Source organism: Streptococcus timonensis, assembly GCF_047463455.1.
Taxonomy (GTDB): Bacteria; Bacillota; Bacilli; order Lactobacillales; family Streptococcaceae; genus Streptococcus; species Streptococcus timonensis_B.
The window spans coordinates 495,531-519,267 of record NZ_JASHDV010000001.1 but is presented as its reverse complement, the minus strand read 5'-3'; the positions used below and the strand labels follow the sequence as shown (position 1 = coordinate 519,267).

Here is a 23,737-nt window from a genome sequence, read left to right as displayed (position 1 = left end):
GTAAAGCGTTTTCATATATAATAAAACTATCAAAAAAGAAAAAGGAGTTCTCCACAATGGTAGAATTAAATCTTAAAAATATTTACAAAAAATATCCAAACAGCGAACACTATTCAGTTGAAGACTTCAACTTGGATATCAAAGACAAAGAATTTATCGTTTTCGTAGGACCTTCAGGATGTGGTAAATCAACTACACTCCGTATGATTGCAGGTCTTGAAGACATCACAGAAGGTACTGCATCTATCGATGGTGTGGTTGTCAACGACGTAGCTCCAAAAGACCGTGATATCGCCATGGTATTCCAAAACTACGCTCTTTACCCACACATGACTGTATACGACAACATGGCTTTCGGTTTGAAATTGCGTAAATACAGTAAAGAAGATATCGACAAACGTGTACAAGAAGCAGCTGAAATCCTCGGATTGAAAGAATTTTTGGAACGTAAACCTGCTGACCTTTCTGGTGGTCAACGTCAACGTGTTGCCATGGGTCGTGCGATCGTCCGTGATGCAAAAGTGTTCTTGATGGACGAGCCTTTGTCAAACTTGGATGCGAAACTTCGTGTATCAATGCGTGCTGAAATCGCTAAAATCCACCGTCGTATCGGAGCTACAACTATCTACGTAACTCACGACCAAACTGAGGCGATGACACTTGCAGACCGTATTGTTATCATGTCAGCTACTAAGAACCCTGCTGGAACAGGTACTATCGGACGTGTTGAACAAATCGGTACTCCTCAAGAAGTTTACAAAAACCCAGTTAACAAATTCGTAGCAGGATTCATCGGAAGCCCAGCTATGAACTTCATCAACGTTAAATTGAACGGTGACCATATCGTTGGTGATGGCTTTAACTTGAAAGTTCCAGAAGGAGCTTTGAAAGTTCTTCGTGAAAAAGGTTATGAAGGTAAAGAATTGATCTTCGGTATCCGACCAGAAGACGTGAACGCTGAGCCTGCTTTCCTTGAAACATTCCCAGAATCAGTTGTTAAAGCAACTATCTCTGTATCAGAGTTGCTTGGTTCTGAATCTCACCTATACTGCCAAGTTGGTAAAGACGAGTTTGTTGCAAAAGTTGATGCTCGTGACTACTTGCAAGCGGGTGCAACAGTTGAACTTGGATTTGACCTAAACAAAGCACACTTCTTCGATGTAGAAACTGAAAAAACAGTTTACTAAGATAAAATAAATGATCAAACACTGCTAGAAATTTTCTAGCAGTGTTTTTCTTATAAAGCTCTAGGTTCTTCTAGTTTTCTTATTGTCGAAAAAGTGATAAAATGGTAGGAAGAACTGGAGAGTATGCATGCCCAAAGAAGTAATTTATTCAGGCGATGAAGTTGTCGCTTTAACACAAAAATATTTATCGAAGGAAGATGTGGCTTTTGTGCATAAGGCCTTGGTTTATGCTGTTGAATGCCACAGTGGTCAGTATCGTAAATCTGGCGAACCTTACATCATTCACCCGATTCAGGTAGCGGGAATCTTAGCTAAACTCAAGCTAGATGCCGTCACAGTTGCCTGTGGTTTTTTGCATGATGTTGTCGAAGATACAGATGCTAGCTTGGATGATTTAGAGAGAGTTTTTGGTCATGATGTTCGCATTATCGTTGATGGCGTTACTAAATTAGGGAAGGTCGAGTACAAGTCTATCGAAGAGCAGCTGGCTGAAAACCACCGCAAGATGCTCATGGCTATGTCAGAGGATATCCGTGTTATCTTGGTTAAACTATCTGACCGTTTGCACAATATGAGAACTCTCCATCACCTCCGTAAAGATAAGCAGGAACGAATTTCTAGAGAAACCATGGAAATCTATGCTCCGCTTGCTCACCGACTAGGGATTTCAAGTGTTAAGTGGGAGCTTGAGGACTTGTCATTCCGTTATCTCAATCCAACAGAGTTTTACAAGATTACACATATGATGAAGGAGAAGCGTAGAGAGCGGGAAGAATTGGTCGATGAAGTTGTGACCAAGTTGGAGGAATATACTTCCGAACGAAACCTCTCAGGGAAAATCTACGGTCGTCCAAAACATATCTACTCTATCTATCGTAAGATGCAAGATAAGAAAAAGCGTTTCGAGGAAATCTATGATCTGATTGCCATTCGCTGTATCTTAGAGACTCATAGTGATGTCTATGCTATGTTGGGTTATGTGCATGAGTTATGGAAACCAATGCCTGGGCGCTTTAAGGACTATATCGCCAACCGTAAGGCCAATGGTTACCAATCAATCCATACCACTGTTTATGGACCAAAAGGCCCTATTGAATTCCAGATTCGTACTAAGGAAATGCACGAGGTTGCTGAGTACGGGGTTGCGGCTCACTGGGCTTATAAAAAAGGAATCAAGGGGCAGGTTAACAATAAAGAATCTGCCATTGGTATGAACTGGATTAAGGAGATGATGGAACTCCAAGATCAGTCCAATGATGCTAAAGATTTCGTAGAGACGGTCAAAGAAAATTACCTAGCAGAAGAAATCTACGTCTTTACTCCAGATGGAGCTGTTCGTTCACTTCCAAAAGACTCTGGACCTATTGACTTTGCCTATGAAATTCATACCAAGATTGGTGAAAAAGCAACAGGTGCCAAGGTTAATGGTCGTATGGTTCCACTTACTACAAAATTGAAAACAGGCGACCAGGTTGAGATTGTTACTAATCCAAATTCCTTTGGACCAAGTCGTGACTGGCTTACCATGGTCAAGACCAGCAAGGCTCGGAATAAGATTCGTCAGTTCTTTAAAAATCAAGACAAAGAATTATCGATCAATAAGGGCCGTGAAATGCTCATCAGTCAGTTTCAAGAACATGGCTATGTAGCTAATAAATTCATGGATAAGCGACATATGGATGAGGTGCTCCAAAAAACTAGCTATAAGACAGAAGAATCTCTCTTTGCTGCGATTGGTTTTGGAGAAATTGGAGCTATCACTGTCTTTAACCGTTTGACGGAGAAGGAACGCCGTGAAGAAGAGCGTGCTAAAGCTAAGGCAGAAGCAGAAGAGTTGGTTAAGGGTGGCGAAGTCAAGGTAGAGAACAAGGACACACTTAAGGTTAAGCATGAGGGTGGGGTTGTCATCCAAGGTGCTTCAGGTCTCTTGATTCGGATTGCCAAATGTTGTAATCCTGTTCCAGGTGATGATATTGTTGGTTATATTACCAAAGGTCGAGGAGTTGCCATCCACCGTGTTGACTGTATGAACCTTCGTTCGCAGGAAAACTATGAGCAGCGTCTTTTAGATGTTGAGTGGGAAGATCAATTCTCAAGTAAAGAATATATCGCCCACATTGATATCTACGGTCTCAATCGTACAGGTCTTTTGAATGATGTGTTACAAGTCTTGTCAAATACGACCAAAAACATCTCTACTGTAAACGCCCAGCCTACCAAGGATATGAAATTTGCAAATATTCACGTTTCTTTTGGGATTTCAAACCTTTCAACTCTGACAACAGTAGTTGATAAGATTAAGAGTGTACCAGAAGTCTACTCAGTCAAACGGACCAATGGTTAAGTTGGCTCGATAGATCTAGAAAGGATTTTTATGAAAATCGTCGTTCAGCGAGTCAAACAAGCTCAGGTCTCTATTGAGGGGCAAGTTTATAGCCAAATCAAGCAAGGTTTATTACTCCTAGTGGGAGTTGGTCCTGAAGACCAACCAGAAGATCTAGACTATGCGGTGAGAAAACTCGTCAATATGCGTATATTTTCGGATGCAGAAGGAAAGATGAATCTGTCAGTCAAGGATATTGAGGGAGAAATCCTCTCTATCTCTCAATTCACTCTTTTTGCAGATACAAAGAAGGGCAATCGACCAGCATTTACAGCTGCTGCCAAACCTGATATGGCTGAGGCTTTTTACCAAGACTTAAATCGAGAACTAGCCAAGGAAGTTCCTGTTGAGACAGGTGTCTTTGGAGCTGATATGCAGGTGGAACTGATCAATGATGGTCCAGTAACCATCATTCTAGATACCAAGAATAGATAAGAAAACCAAGCATACAAGCTTGGTTTTTGTTTATCTATGAAAACCCTAAAAGACAAAGCTTCTAGGGATAAGGGGAGTTAGTTCATTTTTTCAATATAGAGTTGCTTAGCGATTTCGAGGCTGACTTGAAGTTCTTCATTCTTGTGAATTAGAGTAAAAGTATTACTGAAACCATCAAACTGTTTGACTTGAAGTTGATCGCCAATATGGATGCCATGTTTTTCCAAATATTGAAGAAGTTCAAAGCTATCATGGACTCTTGTGAGAAGGTAGCTTCCTGCTTCGTTGATATCAGAAAGTGGCAGGTTATTGATCTCAACCAGAAGTTCACCCTTGGCAGGAATAGTACCACCATGAGGACAGGTCTTTGGAAAACCTAACATACTTTCCAATCTCTCCACAAAAAGGTCTGATACAGTATGTTCTAACACTTCAGCTTCTTCGTGGATCTGATTGCTAGTATAGTCTAAGTGGTGAACTAAGAATACCTCAATCAGTCGGTGTTTGCGATAAAGCTCAGAAACTAGTTTCAAACCAATGTCTGTCAGCAAATAGCCATTTTCTTTATTCTTTAGAATGAGATTTTCAGATTGCATGCGCTTAATCATTTCAGTTACCGCCGGAGGAGATACCTGCATCCGAGCAGCAATTTCTTTGTTGGTGATTTTAGGAACTTCCATGCCAATCTCATAAATACATTTTAAGTAATCTTCTTTGTTTGGGGTCATTGCTTTTTCCTTGTTTAATATCTGTAACTAGTATATCAAAAAAAGCCAGATTTCTCTAGCTTTCTGTCATAATGCTTGTGATTTTAGTTTAGTTCTTTAACTGCAGCAATAGCAGCTTCAAAGTCTGGCTCCGTGTTGATATTGTCAACGTATTCTACATAACGGATGATATTGTTAGCATCGAGAACAAAGACGGCACGTGCAAGGAGATGCCATTCGTTAATCAAGAGGGCATAATCACGTCCGAAAGAATGGTCAAAGTAGTCTGAAAGCATGATGGCATTGTCAAGGCCTTCAGCCCCACACCAGCGTCCTTGAGCAAATGGTAGGTCCATAGAAACGGTAAGAACGACCGTGTTGTCAAGGTTGGCAAGTTCTTGGTTGAAACGACGTGTTTGCGTTGAGCAGATACCAGTATCAATAGAAGGGACAACACTCAAGACTTTTTTCTTTCCATCAAAGTCAGCTAGCGTTTTTTTAGAGAGATCGGTTGTCGTAAGAGAAAAGTCAAGTGCCTTGTCTCCGACTTGCAGTTGTTTACCTGTAAAGGTTACAGGATTTCCGAGAAAAGTGGTCATGAAACTACTCCATTCTTTTTTCTTTTATTTTACCGAGAATTGTCAGATTTTTCCAATGATTTGACCGAAAACTGAACAGACAAAAAACGCCAATACAAGGTGAATGACGTTTTTTAAATAATTATTTAGACAAGCCTTCAGCAATCTTTTCAAGGTTGTATTTCATCATGTTGTAGTAGCTGTCGCCTTCTTTACCTTCTTCAGCGATTGAGTCCGTAAAGATTTGAGCATAGATTGGGATGTTTGTGTCTTTAGAAACTGTCTTCATTGGACGATCATCGACACTGGATTCAACAAATAGAGATGGAACCTTCATTTGGCGAAGTTTTTCAACTAAGGTCTTGATTTGGTCAGGTGTTCCTTCTTCTTCAGTATTGATTTCCCAAATGTATGCACTTGGTACACCGTAAGCTTTAGAGAAGTATTTGAAGCATCCTTCGCTGGTTACGATAAGTTTCTTATCAGCATCAATAGCGTTAAATTTATCTTTGGCTTCCTTGTCAAGCTTGTCTAGTTTTTCAGTGTATTCTTTGAGATTCTTTTCGTAGAATTCCTTGTTGCTAGGGTCTTTGGCGATGAGTTGCTTAGCAATGTTTTGCGCATAAATAATCCCGTTTTCAAGGTTGAGCCAAGCGTGTGGGTCTTCTTTTCCTTTTTCATTTTGGCCTTCTAGGTAGATGACATCAACGCCTTCGCTAACTGCAAAGTAGTCTTTGTTTTCAGTTTTCTTAGCATTCTCAACTAATTTTGTAAACCAGGCATTTCCACCTGTTTCAAGGTTGATACCATTGTAGAAAATTAAGTCGGCTTGCGAAGTTTTCTTGACATCTTCTGGTAGTGGCTCGTACTCGTGTGGATCTTGTCCTACAGGCACGATACTATGAAGATCAATCTTGTCTCCTGCGATATTTTTAGTAATATCAGCGATAATTGAGTTTGTAGCTACGACCTTTAATTTTTGGTCACTTGTGGCCGTGTCTTTTTTTCCAGTTGCACAAGCAGTTAGGCCGATGATGGAAAGAAAAAGAACTAGTAATGCACCTAATTTTTTCATTATATTCCTCCAGAGGGGCTCCCTCATTATTGTTTGATTTTTTTATTTTTCAGCTTCAGATAACGTTGTTTTGGTGCGATAAAGAAACTGATGAGAAAGAAACTTGCAGATGTCAGCACGATACTTGAACCTGCAGCCAGGTTAAAGCTATAACCGATAAAAAGTCCCAAGACAGAAGCTAGAGCTCCCAAGCCTGATGAAAGAAAAATCATGGTCTTTAGACTATTGGCGTAAAGATAAGCTGTCGCAGCTGGAGTAATCAGCATGGCTACGATAAGGATGGTTCCGACACTTTGCATAGCAGTCACTGACACCAAAGTCAAGAGTATCATGAGTAGATAGTGGTAGAAATTAACTGGCATGCCCATGGCTTTGGCTAGGAGTTCATCAAAGGATGTAATCAAGAGTTGCTTGAAGAAAATCCCGATAATCAATAGAATGAGAGCTCCCATACCGATGGTAATATACATGTCTATGTCTTGAACAGCCAAGATATTCCCAAAGAGTATATGGAAGAGGTCAGTCGAGCTTTTAGCCACACTAATCAAAATAATGCCAAGAGCCAATAAAGATGAAAAGGTAATCCCAATGGCAGTGTCACTCTTGATAATAGAGTTCCCCTTGATGTAGGTGATGATGACAGAGGCAAGCAGTCCAAAGATGATAGCACCAATAAAGAAGTCAATTCCTAAAATAAAAGAAAGGGCTACACCAGGTAAGACAGCGTGCGAGATAGCATCTCCCATAAGGGACATCCCACGGAGAATGATAAAGCATCCGACCGCTCCAGCAACAATACCAATCACAACAGCTGTAATCAAGGCATTTTGGAGAAAGTGGAAGTTCTGCAATCCATCTATAAATTCTGCAATCATAGGTCACCTCCGTTGAAAAAGAGTCGGTCACCATAAGCTTGTTTGAGATTGGCTTGGGTGAAGGTCTCCTTTGTTGGACCAAAGGCAATTAGCTCCTTGTTGAGAAGGAGTACCTGGTCAAAATAATGGGCAACCTTGCCGAGGTCATGGTGAACGATAAGGACCGTCTTGCCAGCTTTTTTAAGATCTCTCAGCGTGTTCATGATGATCTCTTCGCTGACAGAGTCAATCCCCACAAAGGGCTCGTCTAAGAGAATATAATCAGCATCTTGAACTAGACAACGGGCAATCAAGACACGCTGGAATTGGCCACCAGAGAGTTGACTAATCTGGCGGTCTGCATAGTCAGAAAGACCCACGATTTCAAGTGCTTCATCTACCTTTTTCCAGTGGTTTGCTTTTAAAGTGTGAAAGAGTGGAATGGATGGATAGAGTCCCAGAGAGACACATTCTTTTACCTTGATAGGAAAGTTGTAGTCGATATGAATTTTTTGCTCGACATAGGCAACTTTCTTAAGAGATTTTTTCATTTCTTTATCATCGATAAAAGAATGTCCTTCATGTGGGATAATACCCAGCATACTTTTTAATAAGGTTGATTTTCCAGCGCCGTTTGGACCAATAATCCCGGTAATCGTTGGTCCTTGGAGCACTAGTGAAATATCCTTTAGTGCCAACGTTTCTTTGTAGGAGACACTGAGGTTTTCGATACGTATCATACAGTTGTATTCCTCCTGGATTTTAATATACCTTAATTTTATTTTTAAGTCAAGTTAATTTTGGTAAAAATTTAAAATATTAATGATGAAATCAAATAGGAGGAGACGGCATTTTTAATTGCATTCCCCAGGGATTTTTGCTAAGCTAGGAATAAGTGAATAATGAAAGCGAGAACAAGATGACACGTTATCAAGATGATTTTTATGATGCTATAAATGGTGAATGGGAAAAGACTGCAGTCATTCCAGCCGATAAATCACGAACAGGTGGTTTTATCGACCTTGACGAAGAAATCGAAGAGTTGATGCTAACAACGACGGACAAGTGGTTGGCTGGAGAAGATGTTCCAGAAGATCTTATCCTAGCAAACTTTGTCAAATACCATCGTATGGTGAGAGATTTCGACAAGCGAGAAGCTGATGGGATCGAGCCAGTCCTTCCTTTGCTCAAGGAATACCAAGATTTGGAAAGTTTTGAGGACTTCGCAAGCAAATTAGCAGAGTTTGAATTAGCTGGTAAACCAAACTTCCTTCCATTTGGAGTATCACCAGATTTTATGGATGCTAGAACCAATGTTCTCTGGGCTAGTGCTCCAGGAACTATCTTGCCTGATACAACCTACTATACGGAAGACCATCCTCAGCGTGAGGAATTATTGAACCTTTGGAAAGAAAGTACTTCTAATCTCCTCAAAGCCTATAACTTCTCAGATGAAGAAATCGAAGATTTATTAGAGAAACGATTGGAATTGGACCGCCGTATCGCAGCTGTAGTCCTCTCTAATGAAGAAAGTTCAGAATATGCTAAACTTTACCATCCATATTCTTATGAAGATTTCAAAAAGTTTGCGCCTGCCTTACCTCTCGATGACTTTTTCCAAGCAGTGATTGGTCAAACTCCAGATAAGGTTATCGTAGATGAGGAACGTTTCTGGCAAGCAGCAGAGCAATTCTATAGTGAAGAAGCTTGGCCTTTACTCAAGGCAAGCTTGATCTTGAGTGTGGTCAATCTTTCAACAAGCTATTTGACAGATGAGATTCGCATTTTGTCAGGTGCTTATGGCCGTGCCCTTTCAGGAGTTCCAGAAGCCCAAGACAAGCGCAAGGCTGCTTACCACTTAGCCCAAGGACCATTCAAACAAGCTCTTGGCCTTTGGTATGCCCATGAAAAATTCTCTCCAGAAGCCAAGGCGGACGTTGAGAAAAAAGTGGCAACTATGATTGATGTTTATAAGGAACGCTTGGCTAAGAACGATTGGCTGACACCTGGAACACGAGAAAAAGCTATCGTCAAACTCAATGTTATCAAGCCTTATATTGGTTATCCAGAAGAGCTACCAGCTCGCTATAAGGACAAGGTAGTGGATGAATCTTCTAGCCTCTTTGAGAATGCTCTTGCCTTTGCGCGTGTGGAAATCAAGCACAGCTGGAGCAAATGGAACCAGCCAGTTGACTACAAGGAGTGGGGAATGCCAGCTCACATGGTTAATGCCTACTACAATCCACAAAAGAACTTGATTGTCTTCCCTTCTGCTATCTTACAGGCTCCATTCTATGACTTGCATCAGTCATCTTCTGCCAACTATGGTGGTATCGGAGCGGTTATCGCCCATGAAATCTCTCATGCCTTTGATACAAATGGGGCTTCATTTGATGAAAATGGTAGTCTCAAGGATTGGTGGACAGAGAGCGACTACGCAGCCTTTAAAGAAAAAACACAGAAGGTTATCGACCAGTTTGATGGTCAAGAATCTTACGGTGCAAAAATAAATGGCAAATTAACTGTATCCGAAAACGTTGCCGACCTAGGAGGAATTGCTGCTGCCCTTGAAGCTGCTAAGAGAGAACCAGATTTCTCAGCTGAAGAGTTCTTCCATAACTTTGCTCGTATCTGGCGTATGAAAGGTCGTCCTGAGTTGATGAAACTAATGGCCAGTGTTGACGTGCACGCACCGGCTAAACTTCGAGTTAATGTCCAAGTGCCAAACTTTGATGACTTCTTTACAACTTATGATGTCAAAGAAGGCGACGGAATGTGGCGTGCACCTGAAGACCGCGTGATTATCTGGTAATCAAAAAACCAAGGATGATTGTCCTTGGTTTTTATATTTTAGAAAAAGGGATTGAATACTTTTTCGTGGGCGATAGTCGTAGCAGGTCCATGGCCTGGGTAAACATCATAGTTTGGTAGGGTGAAGAGCTGATTGCGAATACTGTCAAGCATTTGCTCCAAACTACCTGTTGGGAGGTCATCACGGCCAATTGTTTCACGGAAGAGCGTGTCTCCGGTTAAGACCAAGTTTCCATCTGGGAAAACAAGTGAAGCTCCACCGATAGAGTGGCCTGGAGTTGGTAAGACGGTAAAGCGGAATTCTTCAATCTGGTATTCTTCATGAAAAACATAGGTGTGTTCAGCTGGTCTACACACGACATCCGCCATATCATCGTGACGAGGAAGCCCAGAAAGATTATCAACAGGAGTATAGAGCCAAGAAGCTTCACTCTCTGCCACATAGACTGGAGGATTTCCAAAAGTATCTCTAACCAAGTCTAGACTCAAGATATGATCATAGTGGGTGTGTGTCAAGAGTATAGCGCAGATAGGTTTATTAATGGTTTCAATAACGCTACGAATCTCAGACCAATGGCTACCTGGGTCAACCACAATCAAGTGATTCTCACCTTCAATGTAGTAGGTGTTTTCATAAGCAACAGGATTCACTGTTCTGTGAATTTTCATAAGTTCTCCAATCTCATAGAATATACTGCTACTAGTATAACACAGAAGAGTAAAATTAGGAAAAAATAGGAACAAACAAGAAAGTCCCTTCATAAAGGAAGGGACTTTTAACTCATTAAAAATGATTTTTCCAAGCTTGGAAGCGTGCATCCAGTAGGAGTTGTGTCAGGTTTCTTAAGATTTCAACTTGTTGAGGTTCTAGTGTTTGAGCTTGGGAAACCAGTTGATGAATGTGCTCGATAGCACCGGTAGAAGATAAATCATTGATAGAATTGATCCCAGACTCTAAAATAGTTCCAAAGAAGAGATTGAAATAGAGCTCAAGTTCTTCATCCGGGACACTGTCCATCCATTCCTTTAGAGCGTCTTTGATTTGTAGACTTTCTCTACTAATTTCCTCTAGTTGGACAAAGTGAGTTCCTTCAGTTTGCCAGCTGAAAGTATTGTGTTGGGCGATACCACCTAAGGCCAGACTGCGCACAACAATAGGAGTATCAGGAACTTCAAGCATCATTCCAATGACGGATCCCTGGGGGACATAACGGTGAATTTTTGGGATTACTTCCTGATAGCCGCTGGTTTCAGTCAGATGAGCCTGCAAACCTGGAGCATCGTAAGTATAAACTGCAGATATTTTTTCCTGCAAATCAGGTTGGATTTGACTTGCAGCATAGACGGCTAGATTACCACCTTTAGAATGTCCGGCAATGATTACTTCTTGCTTTGGATATTGTTTAAAGAAATCCTCCAAGTATTCAAGAGCATGTTTTTGGGCAGGGATTTCCTTCATATAGGTCATATGGAAATCTTCCTTCCAGCCAATAATACTGTCGTCTGTGCCACGAAAGACAATGAGATAGGTATCTAGATTCAGACGATAGGTCATAGCAGCGAATTGTTTTTGGAGTTCCACATCAATATCATTAACAAAGTTAGAAAGCTTGCTATTTTTAAAACGCTTGTGTTGGGAGAGTTGGTCTAAGAGTTGTAGACGTTCTTTATTGGTCAACATGGTGCTTTCTCGTGGGACACGTGTTGCGACATCGCTTAAACGATTGACGGATTGGTCTAATAAGTTATCAAAAGGAAGATAAGTCAGCTCTGTCAAAGCAAGTACATCCAGTTCATTTAAGGGAATATCGTAAAAAGAATCGTATTGAACATAGGTAAGATAGTCAAAAATATTGGCCATGGTAATTCCTTTCTTAACTTTTATCATATCAGATTTACATCAATTTCGCTAGTAGTCAGGAGAATTTTGCTATAATATAGAAAAAGGAGGAGCAGATGCACAAGATTTTACTAGTAGAAGATGATCAAGTCATTCGTCAACAAGTTGGGAAAATGCTCTCCGAATGGGGTTTTGAAGTAGTTATGGTAGAAGACTTTATGGAAGTTCTGACGCTATTTGTTCAGTCTGAGCCTCATCTGGTCCTGATGGATATTGGATTGCCTCTCTTTAATGGTTATCATTGGTGTCAGGAAATTCGTAAGATTTCCAAAGTTCCTATTATGTTTCTGTCTTCAAGAGACCAGGCTATGGACATCGTGATGGCTATTAATATGGGAGCTGACGATTTTGTGACCAAGCCTTTTGACCAGCAGGTCCTCATAGCCAAGGTGCAGGGCTTGTTACGTCGCTCCTATGAGTTTGGGCGGGATGAAAGTCTCTTAGAGTATGCAGGAGTTATCCTCAACACCAAGTCTATGGATGTGCATGTCAATGGAAAAACTATCAGTTTAACAAAAAATGAATTTCAGATTTTACGTGTCTTATTTGAGCATGCAGGCAATATCGTGGCGCGTGACGATTTGATGCGGGAACTTTGGAATAGTGATTTCTTCATCGATGATAATACCTTATCCGTTAATGTCGCTCGCTTGCGCAAAAAACTGGAGGAAGAAGGTTTGATTGGTTTTATTGAAACCAAGAAAGGAATAGGGTACGGGTTGAAACATGCTTGATTTTAAAAGTTTTTTTCTAGCTTATATCCGTTCGCGTAGACGTTTTTTTGCTTTTATTCTATCGCTTACAGGTTTGCTTTTTCTCTTTGAAATCTTGTTTGATAAGCAAGGGCCCTACTTTAACTATTTCTTCTTTCTATCTACATTTTTGACATTTTTGTTTCTGGTATTTGATTTCTTGATAGAATTGCAACGCTACCGTAAGGAACTGTTCTACGGCGAAAGAGAAGCCAAGTCACCAATGGAGCTCTTACTAACTGAAAAATTAGAGAAAAGTGAAGAGGAACTTTATCAAAAGAAATCAGATGCGGAAAATCGCTATAATGACTTGGTGGACTACTATACTCTCTGGGTGCATCAGATAAAAACACCAATTGCGGCCAGTAAACTCCTCGTGAGCGAGGTGGCAGATCGCCAATTGAAGCAACAGCTAGAACAGGAGATTTTTAAGATTGATTCCTACACCAACCTCGTTCTCCAATACCTACGCTTAGAGAGCTTCCATGATGATCTGGTGTTGAAGAAAGAAAATGTAGAGGATTTGGTCAAGGAAGTCATTCGCAAATATGCCATTTTCTTTATCCAGAAAGGTTTAAGTGTTAATCTGCATGACTTGGATAGAAGCATTGTGACGGATAAAAAATGGCTGTTGGTAGTCATTGAACAAATCCTGTCAAATAGCCTTAAGTATACTAATGAAGGTGGAATTGAAATCTATATGGATGGTCAGGACCTTTGTATCAAAGATACTGGGATCGGCATTAAAAATAGTGATGTTCTTCGAGTCTTTGAACGCGGATTTTCAGGTTACAATGGTCGTATGACCCAGCAGTCATCTGGACTTGGTCTCTATTTAACCCAGAAAATTAGCCAAGAATTAGGTCATCAAATCCGTATCGAATCTGAACTTGGTCAAGGAACAACGGTGAGGATTAAATTCTCTGAAGTGAATTTACTGATTGAATGAAAAGAATTGTGAAGAGCTTGGAAGAAACCTTTCAAGCTCTTCTTTAGACCTTGATATAGTGAGAAAAAAGGCTTCAATTAGATAAAAAATGTAATCTTACAAAAATGTAAGATTAAAGCTCCATTTGTAAGGTTATGTTATGGAACCAACTCTTTTTTTAGAGTACACTTATATCATAAAGATAAAGGAGCGAAACTATGAAAAATATTTTACAAAAGAAACAAACAAGTAAACCGAGTCTAAAGGATATCGAGCGAGTTGAGCTCGGCATTCAAATGATGCAGGCTCAGTTTCAATTAAAGGGATATTAAGAAGGAGATTATCATGACACTATTAGATGTAAAACACGTTCAAAAGATTTATAAAACTCGCTTTCAAGGCAACCAAGTAGAAGCCCTGAAAGATATTCACTTTACCGTTGAAAAAGGCGACTACGTTGCTATCATGGGTGAGTCTGGATCCGGTAAATCAACCCTACTCAATATTCTAGCTATGCTTGACAAGCCAACGCGTGGACAGGTCTTCCTAAATGGAACTGACACAGCTACCATTAAAAATTCCGAAGCATCAAGCTTCCGTCGTGAAAAGTTAGGCTTTGTCTTCCAAGACTTCAATTTGTTAGATACGCTTTCTGTTAAAGACAATATCTTACTCCCTTTGGTATTGTCTAGAAAGCCTATTACAGAAATGATGAAAAAATTGGTCGTGACGGCCGAAAATCTTGGCATCAACCAATTGCAGGAGAAGTACCCTTATGAAATCTCTGGAGGGCAAAAACAACGGGTTGCAGTTGCACGAGCTATCATCACAGAACCAGAAATTCTCCTTGCGGACGAGCCAACAGGTGCCCTAGACTCTAAATCATCTGCAGCCCTCCTTGATATCTTTGATCAGATCAACGAACAAGGGCAAACCATTCTCATGGTAACTCACTCGACAGCTGCGGCCAGCCGTGCAAAACGTGTTCTTTTCATCAAGGACGGTATTCTCTATAATCAAATTTACCGTGGTGAAAAGACGGATCGTCAGATGTTCCAAGAAATCTCTGACACCTTGACTGTTATGGCAAGTGAGGTGAACTAGTATGTTTCGATTAACCAATAAGTTGGCCATTTCCAACTTAATCAAAAACCACAAACTCTATTATCCCTTTGCACTGGCTGTTCTCTTAGCAGTCACTATCAGCTATCTCTTTTACTCTCTGACCTTCAATCCCAAGATTGCGGAAATCCGTGGAGGTGAAACGATTCAAGCTACTCTTGGATTTGGTATGTTTGTCGTCACCCTTGCGTCAGCCATTATCGTCCTCTATGCCAATAGTTTTGTCATGAAAAATCGTTCTAAGGAACTAGGAATTTATGGCATGTTGGGCTTGGAGAAGCGCCATCTGATTAGTATGACTTTTAAGGAACTCTTGATATTTGGGCTAGTAACAGTCACTGCTGGGATTGGTATTGGTGCCCTCTTTGACAATCTGATTTTCGCTTTCTTGCTCAAACTGATGAAATTAAAGGTTGAACTGGTCGCTACCTTCCAGATGAAAGTTGTCATTACAGTACTTGTTGTTTTTGGCTTGATTTTCCTAGGCCTCATGTTCCTAAATGCCCTTCGAATCGCCCGCATAAATGCCCTCCAGCTCTCACGTGAGAAAGCTAGTGGTGAGAAAAAAGGTCGTTTCCTACCTCTCCAAACTATTCTTGGTTCTATTAGTTTAGGGATTGGCTATTATCTTGCCCTTACGGTAAAAGATCCCCTTACAGCTCTCACAACTTTCTTCCTAGCTGTTTTACTAGTTATCTTTGGGACCTATCTCTTGTTTAATGCAGGGATTACAGTTTTCCTTCAAATCTTAAAGAAAAATAAAAAATACTATTACCAACCAAATAATCTCATCTCAGTGTCCAACTTGATTTTCCGTATGAAGAAAAATGGGGTTGGACTGGCAACTATCGCAATTTTGTCAACCATGGTTTTGGTAACCATGTCAGCAGCGACAAGCATTTTCAATGCCTCAGAAAGCTTTAAAAAAGTTCTAAATCCTCATGATTTTGGGGTTTCAGGGCAAAATGTTGAAAAAGAAGATTTGGACAAACTCTTGAGCCAGTTTGCAAGTGACAAAGGTTATACGATTAAAGAGAAAGAAGTGCTTCGTTATACTTACTTTGGTGTTGCGAACCAAGAAGGAACTAAGTTAACCATTTTTGAAAAAGGACAAAACCGTGTCCAACCCACAACAGTTTTCCTGGTATTTGACCAAAAAGATTATGAAAATATGACTGGTCAAAAACTTTCTCTATCAGGCAATGAGGTCGGACTCTTTGCAAAGAATGAGGGAGTTAAAGAACAGAAAGCTCTAACTCTAAATGACCATCAATTTTCTGTAAAAGAAGAATTTAATAAAGATTTCATTGTCAACCATGTCCCAAATCAGTTTAATATTTTGACTGCTGATTACAATTACCTTGTTGTGCCTGATTTACAAGCCTTTTTGGATCAATTCCCAGATTCGGCTATCTATAATCAGTTTTACGGTGGCATGAATGTAAATGCCAGCGAAGAAGAACAACTCAAGGTCGCTGACGAGTATGAAAAATATCTACAAAAGTTTAATGCTCAATTAAACACTGAAGGTAGCTATGTTTATGGTAGTAATCTATCAGATGCTAGTGCTCAGATGAGTGCCCTCTTTGGTGGTGTTTTCTTTATCGGTATTTTCCTATCCATTATCTTTATGGTCGGAACTGTTCTGGTCATCTACTATAAACAAATCTCAGAAGGTTATGAAGACCGTGAACGTTTTGTCATCCTGCAAAAAGTGGGCTTGGATCAAAAACAAATCAAACAAACCATTAACAAGCAAGTCTTGACTGTTTTCTTCCTCCCTGTAATATTTGCTTTCCTACACTTGGCATTTGCCTATCATATGCTAAGTTTGATTCTTAAGGTCATTGGGGTTGTGGATACAGCCATGATGTTAAGCGTAACTCTTTCCATTTGTGGTATCTTTGCTTTAGTCTATGTCCTAATCTTTATGATTACTTCAAGAAGCTATCGTAGAATTGTTCAAATGTAAAAATAGGAACATCAAAAAAGCAACAGCTGAAACAGTTGTTGCTTTTTTAGTAGCTGGGATTTTGTACCAGGTTTTTATCTCTTATTTCTCAACACGCAATTTGTTGGCGATATCAGCTAGGATTACTGCTACAAACTCATCATGTTTAAACATTAAAACGGTATCTACTTTCAGAGGAGATATCGTTTTTCTTCTTCTTCTTCGGATAGGGAAACAAAAATTTCTACCTTTCTCTCTCTCCTAAATTACTTGATTTCTTCAGAGAAAGGCTGTAAAATTTTTGATATAATGTTTAAGGATGGACTGATGGATAGTTAAAAGATAATGATAAAAAGAATCACAGGTAAGAATTAAAAACATGTCAGTTTGGACAGAAGTCTCTCTACCATCATCCATGCAGAAACAAGATTATATGAAATAAAAGGAGTAACCAATGTCCGGAAACTATTCAACACGTGAATTCCGCGAGAAACTATATGATGACCTTCATGTTCGATTAAGAGATACACTGATTTTGATGTGTTCGATTTTTATTGCCTCTATAGGTCTAAATATGAATTCAACAGCTGTCGTTATTGGAGCCATGCTGATTTCCCCTCTTATGACACCGATTGTTGGACTGGGGTTTGGTTTAGCTATTTTTGATACGCGTTTAATCAAGCAATCTCTAGAGGTTTTATTTACTCAAGTATTGGTCAGTTTGCTTGTATCGACTCTGTATTTCTGGATTTCTCCCTTATCTTATGCAAGTAGCGAGTTGATTGCACGAACCTCTCCAACCATTTGGGATGTTCTCATTGCTATCGCGGGTGGGATAGCAGGTTTCATTGGTTCAAGGAAAAAAGAAGCAAACAATATCGTACCAGGAGTAGCCATCGCAACAGCTCTGATGCCACCTATCTGCACTGCAGGATATGGTTTAGCTAATGGAAATGTACGATTTTTATTTGGGGCTCTTTATCTTTTCTTGATCAACTGTGTCTTTATCATGATAATCAACATTGTTGGAACAAGATTTTTGATGAGAAAATCTCCCTTAAGTTCATTTAATGAGCTAAGCATTAAAATGAAAATTGGGTTGATATCCTTGATTGTATTATTGGTCCTTCCAGCCAGCTATTCAGCAGTCACTCTGACGATAGATCAAGCGCGAAAAGAAGGGATCAAACAGTTTGTAGAAAATGAGTTCGCCAATCATACGATCATTAATCAAGTCTACAAGTCAAGTAATAATGAATTGGTCTTGACAGTTGTTGGAGATCCGATTTCAGAAGAAGAATTAGAAACCATTCGCCAAAAACAAGCCTCTTACGGCATTCAATCTGTTCAATTGAAAGTCAAGCAATTCCATAATTCGGCAAAATTAGATAGTGAGACGATTAAGGAATTTTACGAAAACATTGACAAGTATATCGAACAAAAACTCTCTGAAAAAGATTTACAAAACGATCGCGCAAAAGAAAATGAAGCAGACAAGGACTGAGGATAGTCAACTTATCTAACTCATGGATGCAAATCTTGGGAGGATATCCTATATCCAAAAGTTAATGGATAGAAAGGATTGTTGATGAGGATACTATTTGTGGTGGTTTGATCAATCACTATTAGCTCAGCTTAATCAAAATATAAAAAAGCAACAACTGAAATAGTTGTTGCTTTTTAGGTGGCTGAGATTTTGTTCCAGGTTAAATGGTTTATTTCTCAACACGAGACTTGTTAGCGATATCAGCTAGGATAGCTGCTACAAATTCATCTACTGGGACAGTGTTGGTTTCTTTTTGTCCATAGCGACGAACGTTGACAGTTCCGTCTTCCATTTCCTTATCACCAACAATCAGTTGGTAAGGAATCTTGCTAGTTTGTGAAGCACGGATCTTGAATTGCATTTTTTCGTTGCGTTCATCCACATCAGCACGGACACCACGGTCACGGAGCTTCTTAGCTACTTCCCAAGCGTAGTCCACATGTTTCTCGTTAGAAACTGGGATGAGGGTTACTTGGTGTGGTGCCAGCCATGTTGGGAAGGCACCCTTGTAGTTCTCAATCAAAATCGCTGTGAAGCGTTCCATAGTTGAGATAACCCCACGGTGGATCATAACTGGGCGATGTTCTTCACCATCAGCTCCGATGTATTTAAGGTCGAAGCGTTCTGGAAGCAAGAAGTCAAGCTGAATCGTAGAGAGGGTTTCTTCTTTTCCAAGGGCAGTCTTAACCTGGATATCCAATTTTGGTCCGTAGAAGGCTGCTTCACCTTCAGCTTCAAAGTAGTCAACACCCATCTCATCAAGGGCAGCACGAAGCATGGTTTGAGCATTTTCCCACATTTCATCGTTATCAAAGTACTTATGAGTATCTTGAGGGTCACGAAGAGAGAGGCGGAAGCGGTATTCAGTCAAGTTGAAGTCTTCATAAACATCGATGATCAACTGAAGAGCACGTTGGAATTCTTCTTGGATTTGTTCAGGAGTTACAAAGAGGTGACCGTCGTTGAGAGACATTTCACGCACACGTTGAAGACCAGTGAGAGCTCCAGATTTTTCGTAACGGTGCATCATCCCGATTTCAGCGATACGGATTGGCAATTCACGGTATGAGTGAACATGGTGCTTGAAGACTTGGATGTGGTGTGGACAGTTCATTGGACGAAGAACGAATTCTTCACCGTCCCCCATGTCCATAGTTGGGAACATGTCTTCTTGGTAATGATCCCAGTGACCAGAAGTCTTGTAGAGCTCAACTGAAGCAAGTGGTGGAGTGTAAACGTGTTGGTAGCCAGAAGCCAACTCTTTATCGACGATGTAGCGCTCCAACTCACGACGGATTGTCGCACCATTTGGCAACCAGAATGGAAGACCTTGACCAACTTCTTGAGAAATCATAAAGAGGTCAAGCTCTTTACCAAGTTTACGGTGGTCACGTTCTTTAGCTTCTTCACGCATTTGAAGGTAGTTCTTCAAGTCTTTCTTGTCGAACCAAGCTGTACCGTAGATACGTTGCATCATAGCGTTGTCGCTATTTCCACGCCAGTAAGCACCAGCTACGTGGAGAAGGTGGAAGATTTGGATGCGGCCTGTTGAAGGGACGTGAGGGCCACGACAGAGGTCTACATACTCACCTTGACGGTAGATGGTCAAGCCACCCTCGTCTTCTGAGTGCTCTTCGATCAATTCCAATTTATATGGGTCGTTCTTGAAGATTTCACGCGCCTCGTCTTTAGTCACTTCTTCACGGATAGATGGGAAGTTTTCTTTAACGATTTTTTGCATTTCTTCTTCGATGCGAGGAAGGTCTTCGTTAGAGATTTGACCAGCTTGGTTATCTGTATCGTAGTAGAAACCATCTTCGATAGCTGGACCGACACCCAAATGAATGTCTGGGAAAAGGCGACGAGCTGCTTGTGCAAACAAGTGAGCAGCTGAGTGACGCAAGATATCAAGAGCGTCTTCGTGATCAGGTGTCACGATTTCGATGCTTCCATCTTCAGTGATGGCACGAGTCGTGTCGATGAGTTTGCCGTTGAATTTACCAGCAAGAGCTTTTTTAGCTAGGGAATTGCTGATTGATTGAGCAATTTCAAAAGTTGTAATGCCAGATTCGAATTCACGAACAGCGCCATCTGGGAAAGTAATCTTAATCATGTGATTTCTCCTTATCTATTATCCAAATATTTTAAGAATCTATTCTTTTATTGTAATAGTTTGTTTCTAGAATTTTTTGTAGCTCAGTTTTATGCCAGCCTGCGCCAATCATTATCTTATTAACATTAAATTCAAAACTCTGTTTATCATTCATCGAAAATTTAAGTTTATATCCTATAAACAGGCGCTTCTTAAATTGATATGCTTGGATGTCTTCTGCTGAAAATTCTCCTACAATGTCTCCTAATTTCCCCATAGGTGTAATAGAAATGATGTAGATTCCTGTATCGGTAAAAACAATTAAAAAGTAGGCATTTGCAGTGCCTCCCAAGCGCTGAGTCCCATAGACCGCATGCAGCGACTCAGCTACGCTAGAATCTAAGCCATGTTTCATTAAATAAGCCTTAATCTCTTCAAATTTGAATCCCATATAGATCTCCTTTATTCATTTTTTTTAATATTGCAACATAGGAAAAGTCCTCTCTCGCCACCCCAAAAGTAACAAAAGAAAAATGAAAATAAAAAGCGACATCCTAAAAAGGACGTCGCAACGTGGTTCCACCTTCATTTATGTTCCTCAAAAAAGAGGGACACCTCTGATTGGCTCTAACGTGGCCACCGTTTTATGTTTGCATAAAAGTCAGTAGAGTAGTATCAGTATAGTCTTCCTATGCGTTCTCAGCAACCACGCACTCTCTGGTAGAAAGGGTCTAAGTGACTTGTCTCTATGCATTATTATAGCATGATTGTGAGATTTTTCAAGGTTTTTGTGAAAGTTTTTTGTTTTTCAGTTTTTGCACTAGATTCTTAATAGTGGCACCGACAGCCATACCCGCGAGGGCAAAGATTTCATAGGCTAGGAAGTAGAGAAGGATAAATTCTCCGAAAGTAATGATGGTAAAGCAAAAGAGCAAGCCAACTCCAATTAACCACCAAACTGAGAACTTGAAACGATAAGAGTAGAATAGTGATACTATGAAAGTCACCAGTGGAGAGAAGATAATAACGTTGCCGATGGTGAGCTCCTTCAAGATATAATTTTCAGTAATAGACCATAATAACAGCTCATAAAGTGGCCAATAAAAGAAAAATATGACCAGATAGTAGGGGAGATATTGCGAGAATTTACGCATGGTAATCACCTCTCTTTTCAAGATGTCAACTTAGATATCCTTCCTATAACTATTATAGCACTTTTGCGGTAAGAATAGTAAATCAGTTGACAAAGAACTTAGTTATTGGTAGAATAAGAAATGTCGTAAAGACAAATAACTTCTTCTTGGTTACAGGCATGCCAACCTGTCACTCGGATGAAGCCAAATAAAAAGGAGAAATATCATGGCAATCTCAAAAGAGAAAAAAAATGAAATCATTGCACAATATGCACGTCACGAAGGTGATACAGGTTCAGTAGAGGTTCAAGTTGCTGTCCTTACTTGGGAAATCAACCACCTCAACGAACACATCAAACAACACAAAAAAGACCACGCTACTTACCGTGGATTGATGAAGAAAATCGGTCGCCGTCGTAACTTGCTTGCATACTTGCGTAAAAACGACGTTAACCGTTACCGTGAGTTAATCAACTCTCTTGGACTTCGTCGTTAATCTGCTTTATTTTCCACTTACATTGCGTTGTCACCATACCTCGATATACTCAAGTATTATCTTCGGTTACGGTTCCTAGCACTGTAAGGTAAAATAAATCAGATATGTCTCCCTTTGGGGAGATTTTTTGTTTCACTAAAATTTTTGTTCAATCTTCGGCTTGCCGCCTAGTCTATAAACGTTTTATCCAGCAAGAATTATGATGCTAAGGGCGTTAAAAATCCGTATGAAAATAGGGAAAGGGCACAGTGTTCGATGAACACAAGGAGTTTCATCTTTTTCACTAGGATTTTAGCCCAAGCTTAAATCGGCTCTCTGACTTCAGAGGGCTTTTTATTTTTGTCACCTTACCTTAAATGGTCTAAATAACAATGCTACAGTAATGGATGAAAATATGGTATAATCATAAGATAGATAGAATCGAGGAAATTATGTCATTTACGAAATTTAAGTTTAAAAAATATATAGAAGAAGCATTGGAGGAGTTGAAGTTTACGACTCCTACCGAGGTTCAGGATAAGTTGATTCCTATTGTCTTGGCAGGTCGTGACTTGGTCGGTGAATCAAAAACAGGTTCAGGAAAGACTCATACTTTCTTGCTTCCAATTTTCCAACAGTTGGATGAAGAGAGCGATAGTGTGCAAGCAGTTATCACAGCTCCAAGTCGCGAGTTAGCAACTCAGATTTACCAAGCAGCTCGTCAGATTGCATCACATTCAGATGTTGAGATTCGTGTTGTGAACTATGTTGGTGGTACAGACAAGGCCCGTCAGATTGACAAATTAGCAAATAATCAACCACATATCGTTATCGGAACTCCAGGTCGTATTTATGACTTGGTCAAGTCTGGTGATTTGGCTATCCATAAGGCTAAGACCTTTGTAGTAGATGAAGCTGACATGACCTTGGATATGGGATTCTTGGAAACAGTTGATAAGATTGCAGGAAGTCTTCCTAAGGACTTGCAGTTCATGGTCTTTTCAGCAACCATCCCACAAAAACTGCAACCATTCTTGAAAAAATACTTGTCAAATCCTGTCATGGAGAAAATCAAGACCAAAACCGTTATCTCTGATACCATTGACAACTGGTTGATTTCGACCAAGGGTCGTGACAAGAATGCTCAGATTTATGAGTTGACTCAAATTATGCAGCCGTATCTCGCCATGATTTTTGTCAATACCAAGACTCGTGCGGATGAATTGCATACATACCTAACAGCTCAAGGCTTGAAGGTGGCTAAGATCCATGGAGACATTGCTCCTCGTGAACGCAAACGGATCATGAATCAGGTGAAAAATCTTGATTTTGAGTATATTGTAGCAACTGACCTGGCTGCGCGTGGAATTGACATCGAAGGTGTCAGCCACGTTATCAACGATGCTATCCCACAAGACTTGTCTTTCTTTGTCCACCGTGTTGGACGAACTGGACGTAATGGTCTGCCAGGTACAGCCATTACCCTTTATCAACCAAGCGATGACTCTGATATTCGTGAGTTAGAGAAATTAGGAATTAAGTTTGTACCCAAGGTGGTTAAAGACGGAGAATTCCAAGACACTTATGATCGTGACCGTCGTGCCAATCGTGAGAAGAAGCAGGAAAAACTGGATATCGAAATGATTGGCTTGGTTAAAAAGAAAAAGAAAAAAGTCAAACCAGGCTATAAGAAGAAAATTCAATGGGCGGTCGATGAAAAACGCCGTAAAACCAAGCGTGCTGAAAGTCGTGCCCGTGGACGTGCAGAACGTAAAGCTAAACGTCAAACATTTTAGAATTGAGACAGT

General features: G+C 40.2%; 21 protein-coding genes. 11 read left to right on the top strand and 10 right to left on the bottom strand.

What is annotated here, in order from left to right:
• The first annotated feature begins 56 nt into the window (after positions 1–56).
• The 3 genes from QM847_RS02715 to dtd all read left to right on the top strand — a co-directional run bounded on the left by QM847_RS02715 (position 57) and on the right by dtd (position 4,005).
• Complete coding sequence (locus QM847_RS02715; RefSeq protein ID WP_142556692.1) at positions 57–1,187, top strand: ABC transporter ATP-binding protein; 1,131 nt, start codon at positions 57–59, stop codon at positions 1,185–1,187.
• Between the two features lie 127 nt (positions 1,188–1,314).
• Positions 1,315–3,531 carry a RelA/SpoT family protein gene (locus QM847_RS02710; protein WP_414353597.1) on the top strand — a complete coding sequence of 739 codons (2,217 nt, stop codon included), beginning with the start codon at positions 1,315–1,317 and terminating at the stop codon, positions 3,529–3,531.
• 30 nt (positions 3,532–3,561) lie between these two features.
• Positions 3,562–4,005, top strand: a complete 444-nt coding sequence (gene dtd, locus QM847_RS02705; RefSeq protein ID WP_414353595.1) for a D-aminoacyl-tRNA deacylase — start codon at positions 3,562–3,564, stop codon at positions 4,003–4,005.
• 77 nt (positions 4,006–4,082) lie between these two features.
• Here dtd and QM847_RS02700 read toward each other — a convergent pair whose 3' ends face one another.
• The 5 genes from QM847_RS02700 to QM847_RS02680 form a co-directional block, all read right to left on the bottom strand.
• On the bottom strand, positions 4,083–4,733 hold the full coding sequence (locus QM847_RS02700) for a metal-dependent transcriptional regulator (RefSeq protein WP_269796975.1): 651 nt from the start codon (positions 4,731–4,733) through the stop codon (positions 4,083–4,085).
• Between the two features lie 83 nt (positions 4,734–4,816).
• Positions 4,817–5,311 carry a thiol peroxidase gene (gene tpx / locus QM847_RS02695; RefSeq protein WP_368909926.1) on the bottom strand — a complete coding sequence of 165 codons (495 nt, stop codon included), beginning with the start codon at positions 5,309–5,311 and terminating at the stop codon, positions 4,817–4,819.
• 121 nt (positions 5,312–5,432) lie between these two features.
• Positions 5,433–6,365: a metal ABC transporter substrate-binding lipoprotein gene (locus QM847_RS02690; protein ID WP_414353593.1), complete on the bottom strand. Its 933-nt coding sequence runs from the start codon at positions 6,363–6,365 to the stop codon at positions 5,433–5,435.
• Between the two features lie 26 nt (positions 6,366–6,391).
• Positions 6,392–7,240, bottom strand: a complete 849-nt coding sequence (locus tag QM847_RS02685) for a metal ABC transporter permease (RefSeq protein WP_004251242.1) — start codon at positions 7,238–7,240, stop codon at positions 6,392–6,394.
• A complete protein-coding gene (locus tag QM847_RS02680; RefSeq protein WP_414353591.1) occupies positions 7,237–7,959 on the bottom strand; it encodes a metal ABC transporter ATP-binding protein in 723 nt (240 codons plus the stop codon). The genes QM847_RS02685 and QM847_RS02680 overlap by 4 nt, the downstream gene beginning before the upstream one ends.
• Before the next feature lie 179 nt (positions 7,960–8,138).
• Between QM847_RS02680 and QM847_RS02675 the strand changes: the two genes are divergently transcribed.
• Positions 8,139–10,031, top strand: a complete 1,893-nt coding sequence (locus QM847_RS02675; RefSeq protein WP_414353589.1) for a M13 family metallopeptidase — start codon at positions 8,139–8,141, stop codon at positions 10,029–10,031.
• A 38-nt stretch (positions 10,032–10,069) separates the two neighbouring features.
• On the opposite strand, the gene QM847_RS02670 is transcribed toward QM847_RS02675, so the two are convergent.
• Both QM847_RS02670 and QM847_RS02665 read right to left on the bottom strand, forming a co-directional pair.
• Positions 10,070–10,699 carry an MBL fold metallo-hydrolase gene (locus tag QM847_RS02670; protein ID WP_414353587.1) on the bottom strand — a complete coding sequence of 210 codons (630 nt, stop codon included), beginning with the start codon at positions 10,697–10,699 and terminating at the stop codon, positions 10,070–10,072.
• 115 nt (positions 10,700–10,814) lie between these two features.
• Positions 10,815–11,891 carry a DUF2974 domain-containing protein gene (locus QM847_RS02665; RefSeq protein WP_414353765.1) on the bottom strand — a complete coding sequence of 359 codons (1,077 nt, stop codon included), beginning with the start codon at positions 11,889–11,891 and terminating at the stop codon, positions 10,815–10,817.
• A 95-nt stretch (positions 11,892–11,986) separates the two neighbouring features.
• On the opposite strand from QM847_RS02665, the gene QM847_RS02660 reads away from it, so the two are divergent.
• From QM847_RS02660 to QM847_RS02640, 5 genes are all read left to right on the top strand, one after another.
• Positions 11,987–12,664 carry a response regulator transcription factor gene (locus tag QM847_RS02660; protein ID WP_414353585.1) on the top strand — a complete coding sequence of 226 codons (678 nt, stop codon included), beginning with the start codon at positions 11,987–11,989 and terminating at the stop codon, positions 12,662–12,664.
• Positions 12,657–13,631, top strand: a complete 975-nt coding sequence (locus QM847_RS02655) for a sensor histidine kinase (protein ID WP_269796983.1) — start codon at positions 12,657–12,659, stop codon at positions 13,629–13,631. Before QM847_RS02660 ends, QM847_RS02655 begins: the two co-directional genes overlap by 8 nt.
• A gap of 324 nt (positions 13,632–13,955) precedes the next feature.
• Positions 13,956–14,714 (top strand): ABC transporter ATP-binding protein, encoded by a 759-nt coding sequence (locus QM847_RS02650; protein WP_006152604.1) that lies wholly within the window; start codon positions 13,956–13,958, stop codon positions 14,712–14,714.
• A gap of 1 nt (position 14,715) precedes the next feature.
• The gene (locus tag QM847_RS02645) at positions 14,716–16,704 is read left to right on the top strand and encodes an ABC transporter permease (protein ID WP_269796984.1); all 1,989 of its coding nucleotides are present in this window, start codon (positions 14,716–14,718) and stop codon (positions 16,702–16,704) included.
• A 433-nt stretch (positions 16,705–17,137) separates the two neighbouring features.
• On the top strand, positions 17,138–18,187 hold the full coding sequence (locus QM847_RS02640; RefSeq protein WP_269796985.1) for a DUF389 domain-containing protein: 1,050 nt from the start codon (positions 17,138–17,140) through the stop codon (positions 18,185–18,187).
• 211 nt (positions 18,188–18,398) lie between these two features.
• On the opposite strand, the gene thrS is transcribed toward QM847_RS02640, so the two are convergent.
• From thrS to QM847_RS02625, 3 genes are all read right to left on the bottom strand, one after another.
• Entirely contained in the window at positions 18,399–20,342 is a 1,944-nt protein-coding gene (gene thrS / locus QM847_RS02635) for a threonine--tRNA ligase (protein ID WP_269796986.1), read from the bottom strand.
• 31 nt (positions 20,343–20,373) lie between these two features.
• Positions 20,374–20,772 carry a hypothetical protein gene (locus tag QM847_RS02630; protein WP_269796987.1) on the bottom strand — a complete coding sequence of 133 codons (399 nt, stop codon included), beginning with the start codon at positions 20,770–20,772 and terminating at the stop codon, positions 20,374–20,376.
• Positions 20,773–21,100: 328 nt separating this feature from the next.
• Positions 21,101–21,475 (bottom strand): hypothetical protein, encoded by a 375-nt coding sequence (locus QM847_RS02625; RefSeq protein ID WP_414353581.1) that lies wholly within the window; start codon positions 21,473–21,475, stop codon positions 21,101–21,103.
• Between the two features lie 205 nt (positions 21,476–21,680).
• Between QM847_RS02625 and rpsO the strand changes: the two genes are divergently transcribed.
• Positions 21,681–21,950, top strand: a complete 270-nt coding sequence (rpsO, locus tag QM847_RS02620; protein ID WP_001018251.1) for a 30S ribosomal protein S15 — start codon at positions 21,681–21,683, stop codon at positions 21,948–21,950.
• Between the two features lie 431 nt (positions 21,951–22,381).
• The gene (locus QM847_RS02615; RefSeq protein ID WP_414353580.1) at positions 22,382–23,725 is read left to right on the top strand and encodes a DEAD/DEAH box helicase; all 1,344 of its coding nucleotides are present in this window, start codon (positions 22,382–22,384) and stop codon (positions 23,723–23,725) included.
• The last annotated feature ends 12 nt before the right edge of the window (positions 23,726–23,737 follow it).

Excerpts from the sequence above, each read along its gene's own strand:
- QM847_RS02680 (WP_414353591.1), bottom strand. The coding sequence starts at position 7,959 with ATGATACGTATCGAAAACCTCAGTGTCTCCTACAAAGAAACGTTGGCA.
- QM847_RS02655 (WP_269796983.1), top strand. The coding sequence starts at position 12,657 with ATGCTTGATTTTAAAAGTTTTTTTCTAGCTTATATCCGTTCGCGTAGA.
- QM847_RS02640 (WP_269796985.1), top strand. The coding sequence starts at position 17,138 with ATGTCCGGAAACTATTCAACACGTGAATTCCGCGAGAAACTATATGAT.
- QM847_RS02675 (WP_414353589.1), top strand. The coding sequence starts at position 8,139 with ATGACACGTTATCAAGATGATTTTTATGATGCTATAAATGGTGAATGG.
- dtd (WP_414353595.1), top strand. The coding sequence starts at position 3,562 with ATGAAAATCGTCGTTCAGCGAGTCAAACAAGCTCAGGTCTCTATTGAG.
- QM847_RS02670 (WP_414353587.1), bottom strand. The coding sequence starts at position 10,699 with ATGAAAATTCACAGAACAGTGAATCCTGTTGCTTATGAAAACACCTAC.
- QM847_RS02630 (WP_269796987.1), bottom strand. The coding sequence starts at position 20,772 with ATGGGATTCAAATTTGAAGAGATTAAGGCTTATTTAATGAAACATGGC.
- QM847_RS02685 (WP_004251242.1), bottom strand. The coding sequence starts at position 7,240 with ATGATTGCAGAATTTATAGATGGATTGCAGAACTTCCACTTTCTCCAA.
- QM847_RS02625 (WP_414353581.1), bottom strand. The coding sequence starts at position 21,475 with ATGCGTAAATTCTCGCAATATCTCCCCTACTATCTGGTCATATTTTTC.
- QM847_RS02690 (WP_414353593.1), bottom strand. The coding sequence starts at position 6,365 with ATGAAAAAATTAGGTGCATTACTAGTTCTTTTTCTTTCCATCATCGGC.
- QM847_RS02645 (WP_269796984.1), top strand. The coding sequence starts at position 14,716 with ATGTTTCGATTAACCAATAAGTTGGCCATTTCCAACTTAATCAAAAAC.
- rpsO (WP_001018251.1), top strand. The coding sequence starts at position 21,681 with ATGGCAATCTCAAAAGAGAAAAAAAATGAAATCATTGCACAATATGCA.
- tpx (WP_368909926.1), bottom strand. The coding sequence starts at position 5,311 with ATGACCACTTTTCTCGGAAATCCTGTAACCTTTACAGGTAAACAACTG.
- QM847_RS02715 (WP_142556692.1), top strand. The coding sequence starts at position 57 with ATGGTAGAATTAAATCTTAAAAATATTTACAAAAAATATCCAAACAGC.
- QM847_RS02700 (WP_269796975.1), bottom strand. The coding sequence starts at position 4,733 with ATGACCCCAAACAAAGAAGATTACTTAAAATGTATTTATGAGATTGGC.
- QM847_RS02615 (WP_414353580.1), top strand. The coding sequence starts at position 22,382 with ATGTCATTTACGAAATTTAAGTTTAAAAAATATATAGAAGAAGCATTG.
- QM847_RS02650 (WP_006152604.1), top strand. The coding sequence starts at position 13,956 with ATGACACTATTAGATGTAAAACACGTTCAAAAGATTTATAAAACTCGC.
- QM847_RS02665 (WP_414353765.1), bottom strand. The coding sequence starts at position 11,891 with ATGGCCAATATTTTTGACTATCTTACCTATGTTCAATACGATTCTTTT.
- thrS (WP_269796986.1), bottom strand. The coding sequence starts at position 20,342 with ATGATTAAGATTACTTTCCCAGATGGCGCTGTTCGTGAATTCGAATCT.
- QM847_RS02710 (WP_414353597.1), top strand. The coding sequence starts at position 1,315 with ATGCCCAAAGAAGTAATTTATTCAGGCGATGAAGTTGTCGCTTTAACA.
- QM847_RS02660 (WP_414353585.1), top strand. The coding sequence starts at position 11,987 with ATGCACAAGATTTTACTAGTAGAAGATGATCAAGTCATTCGTCAACAA.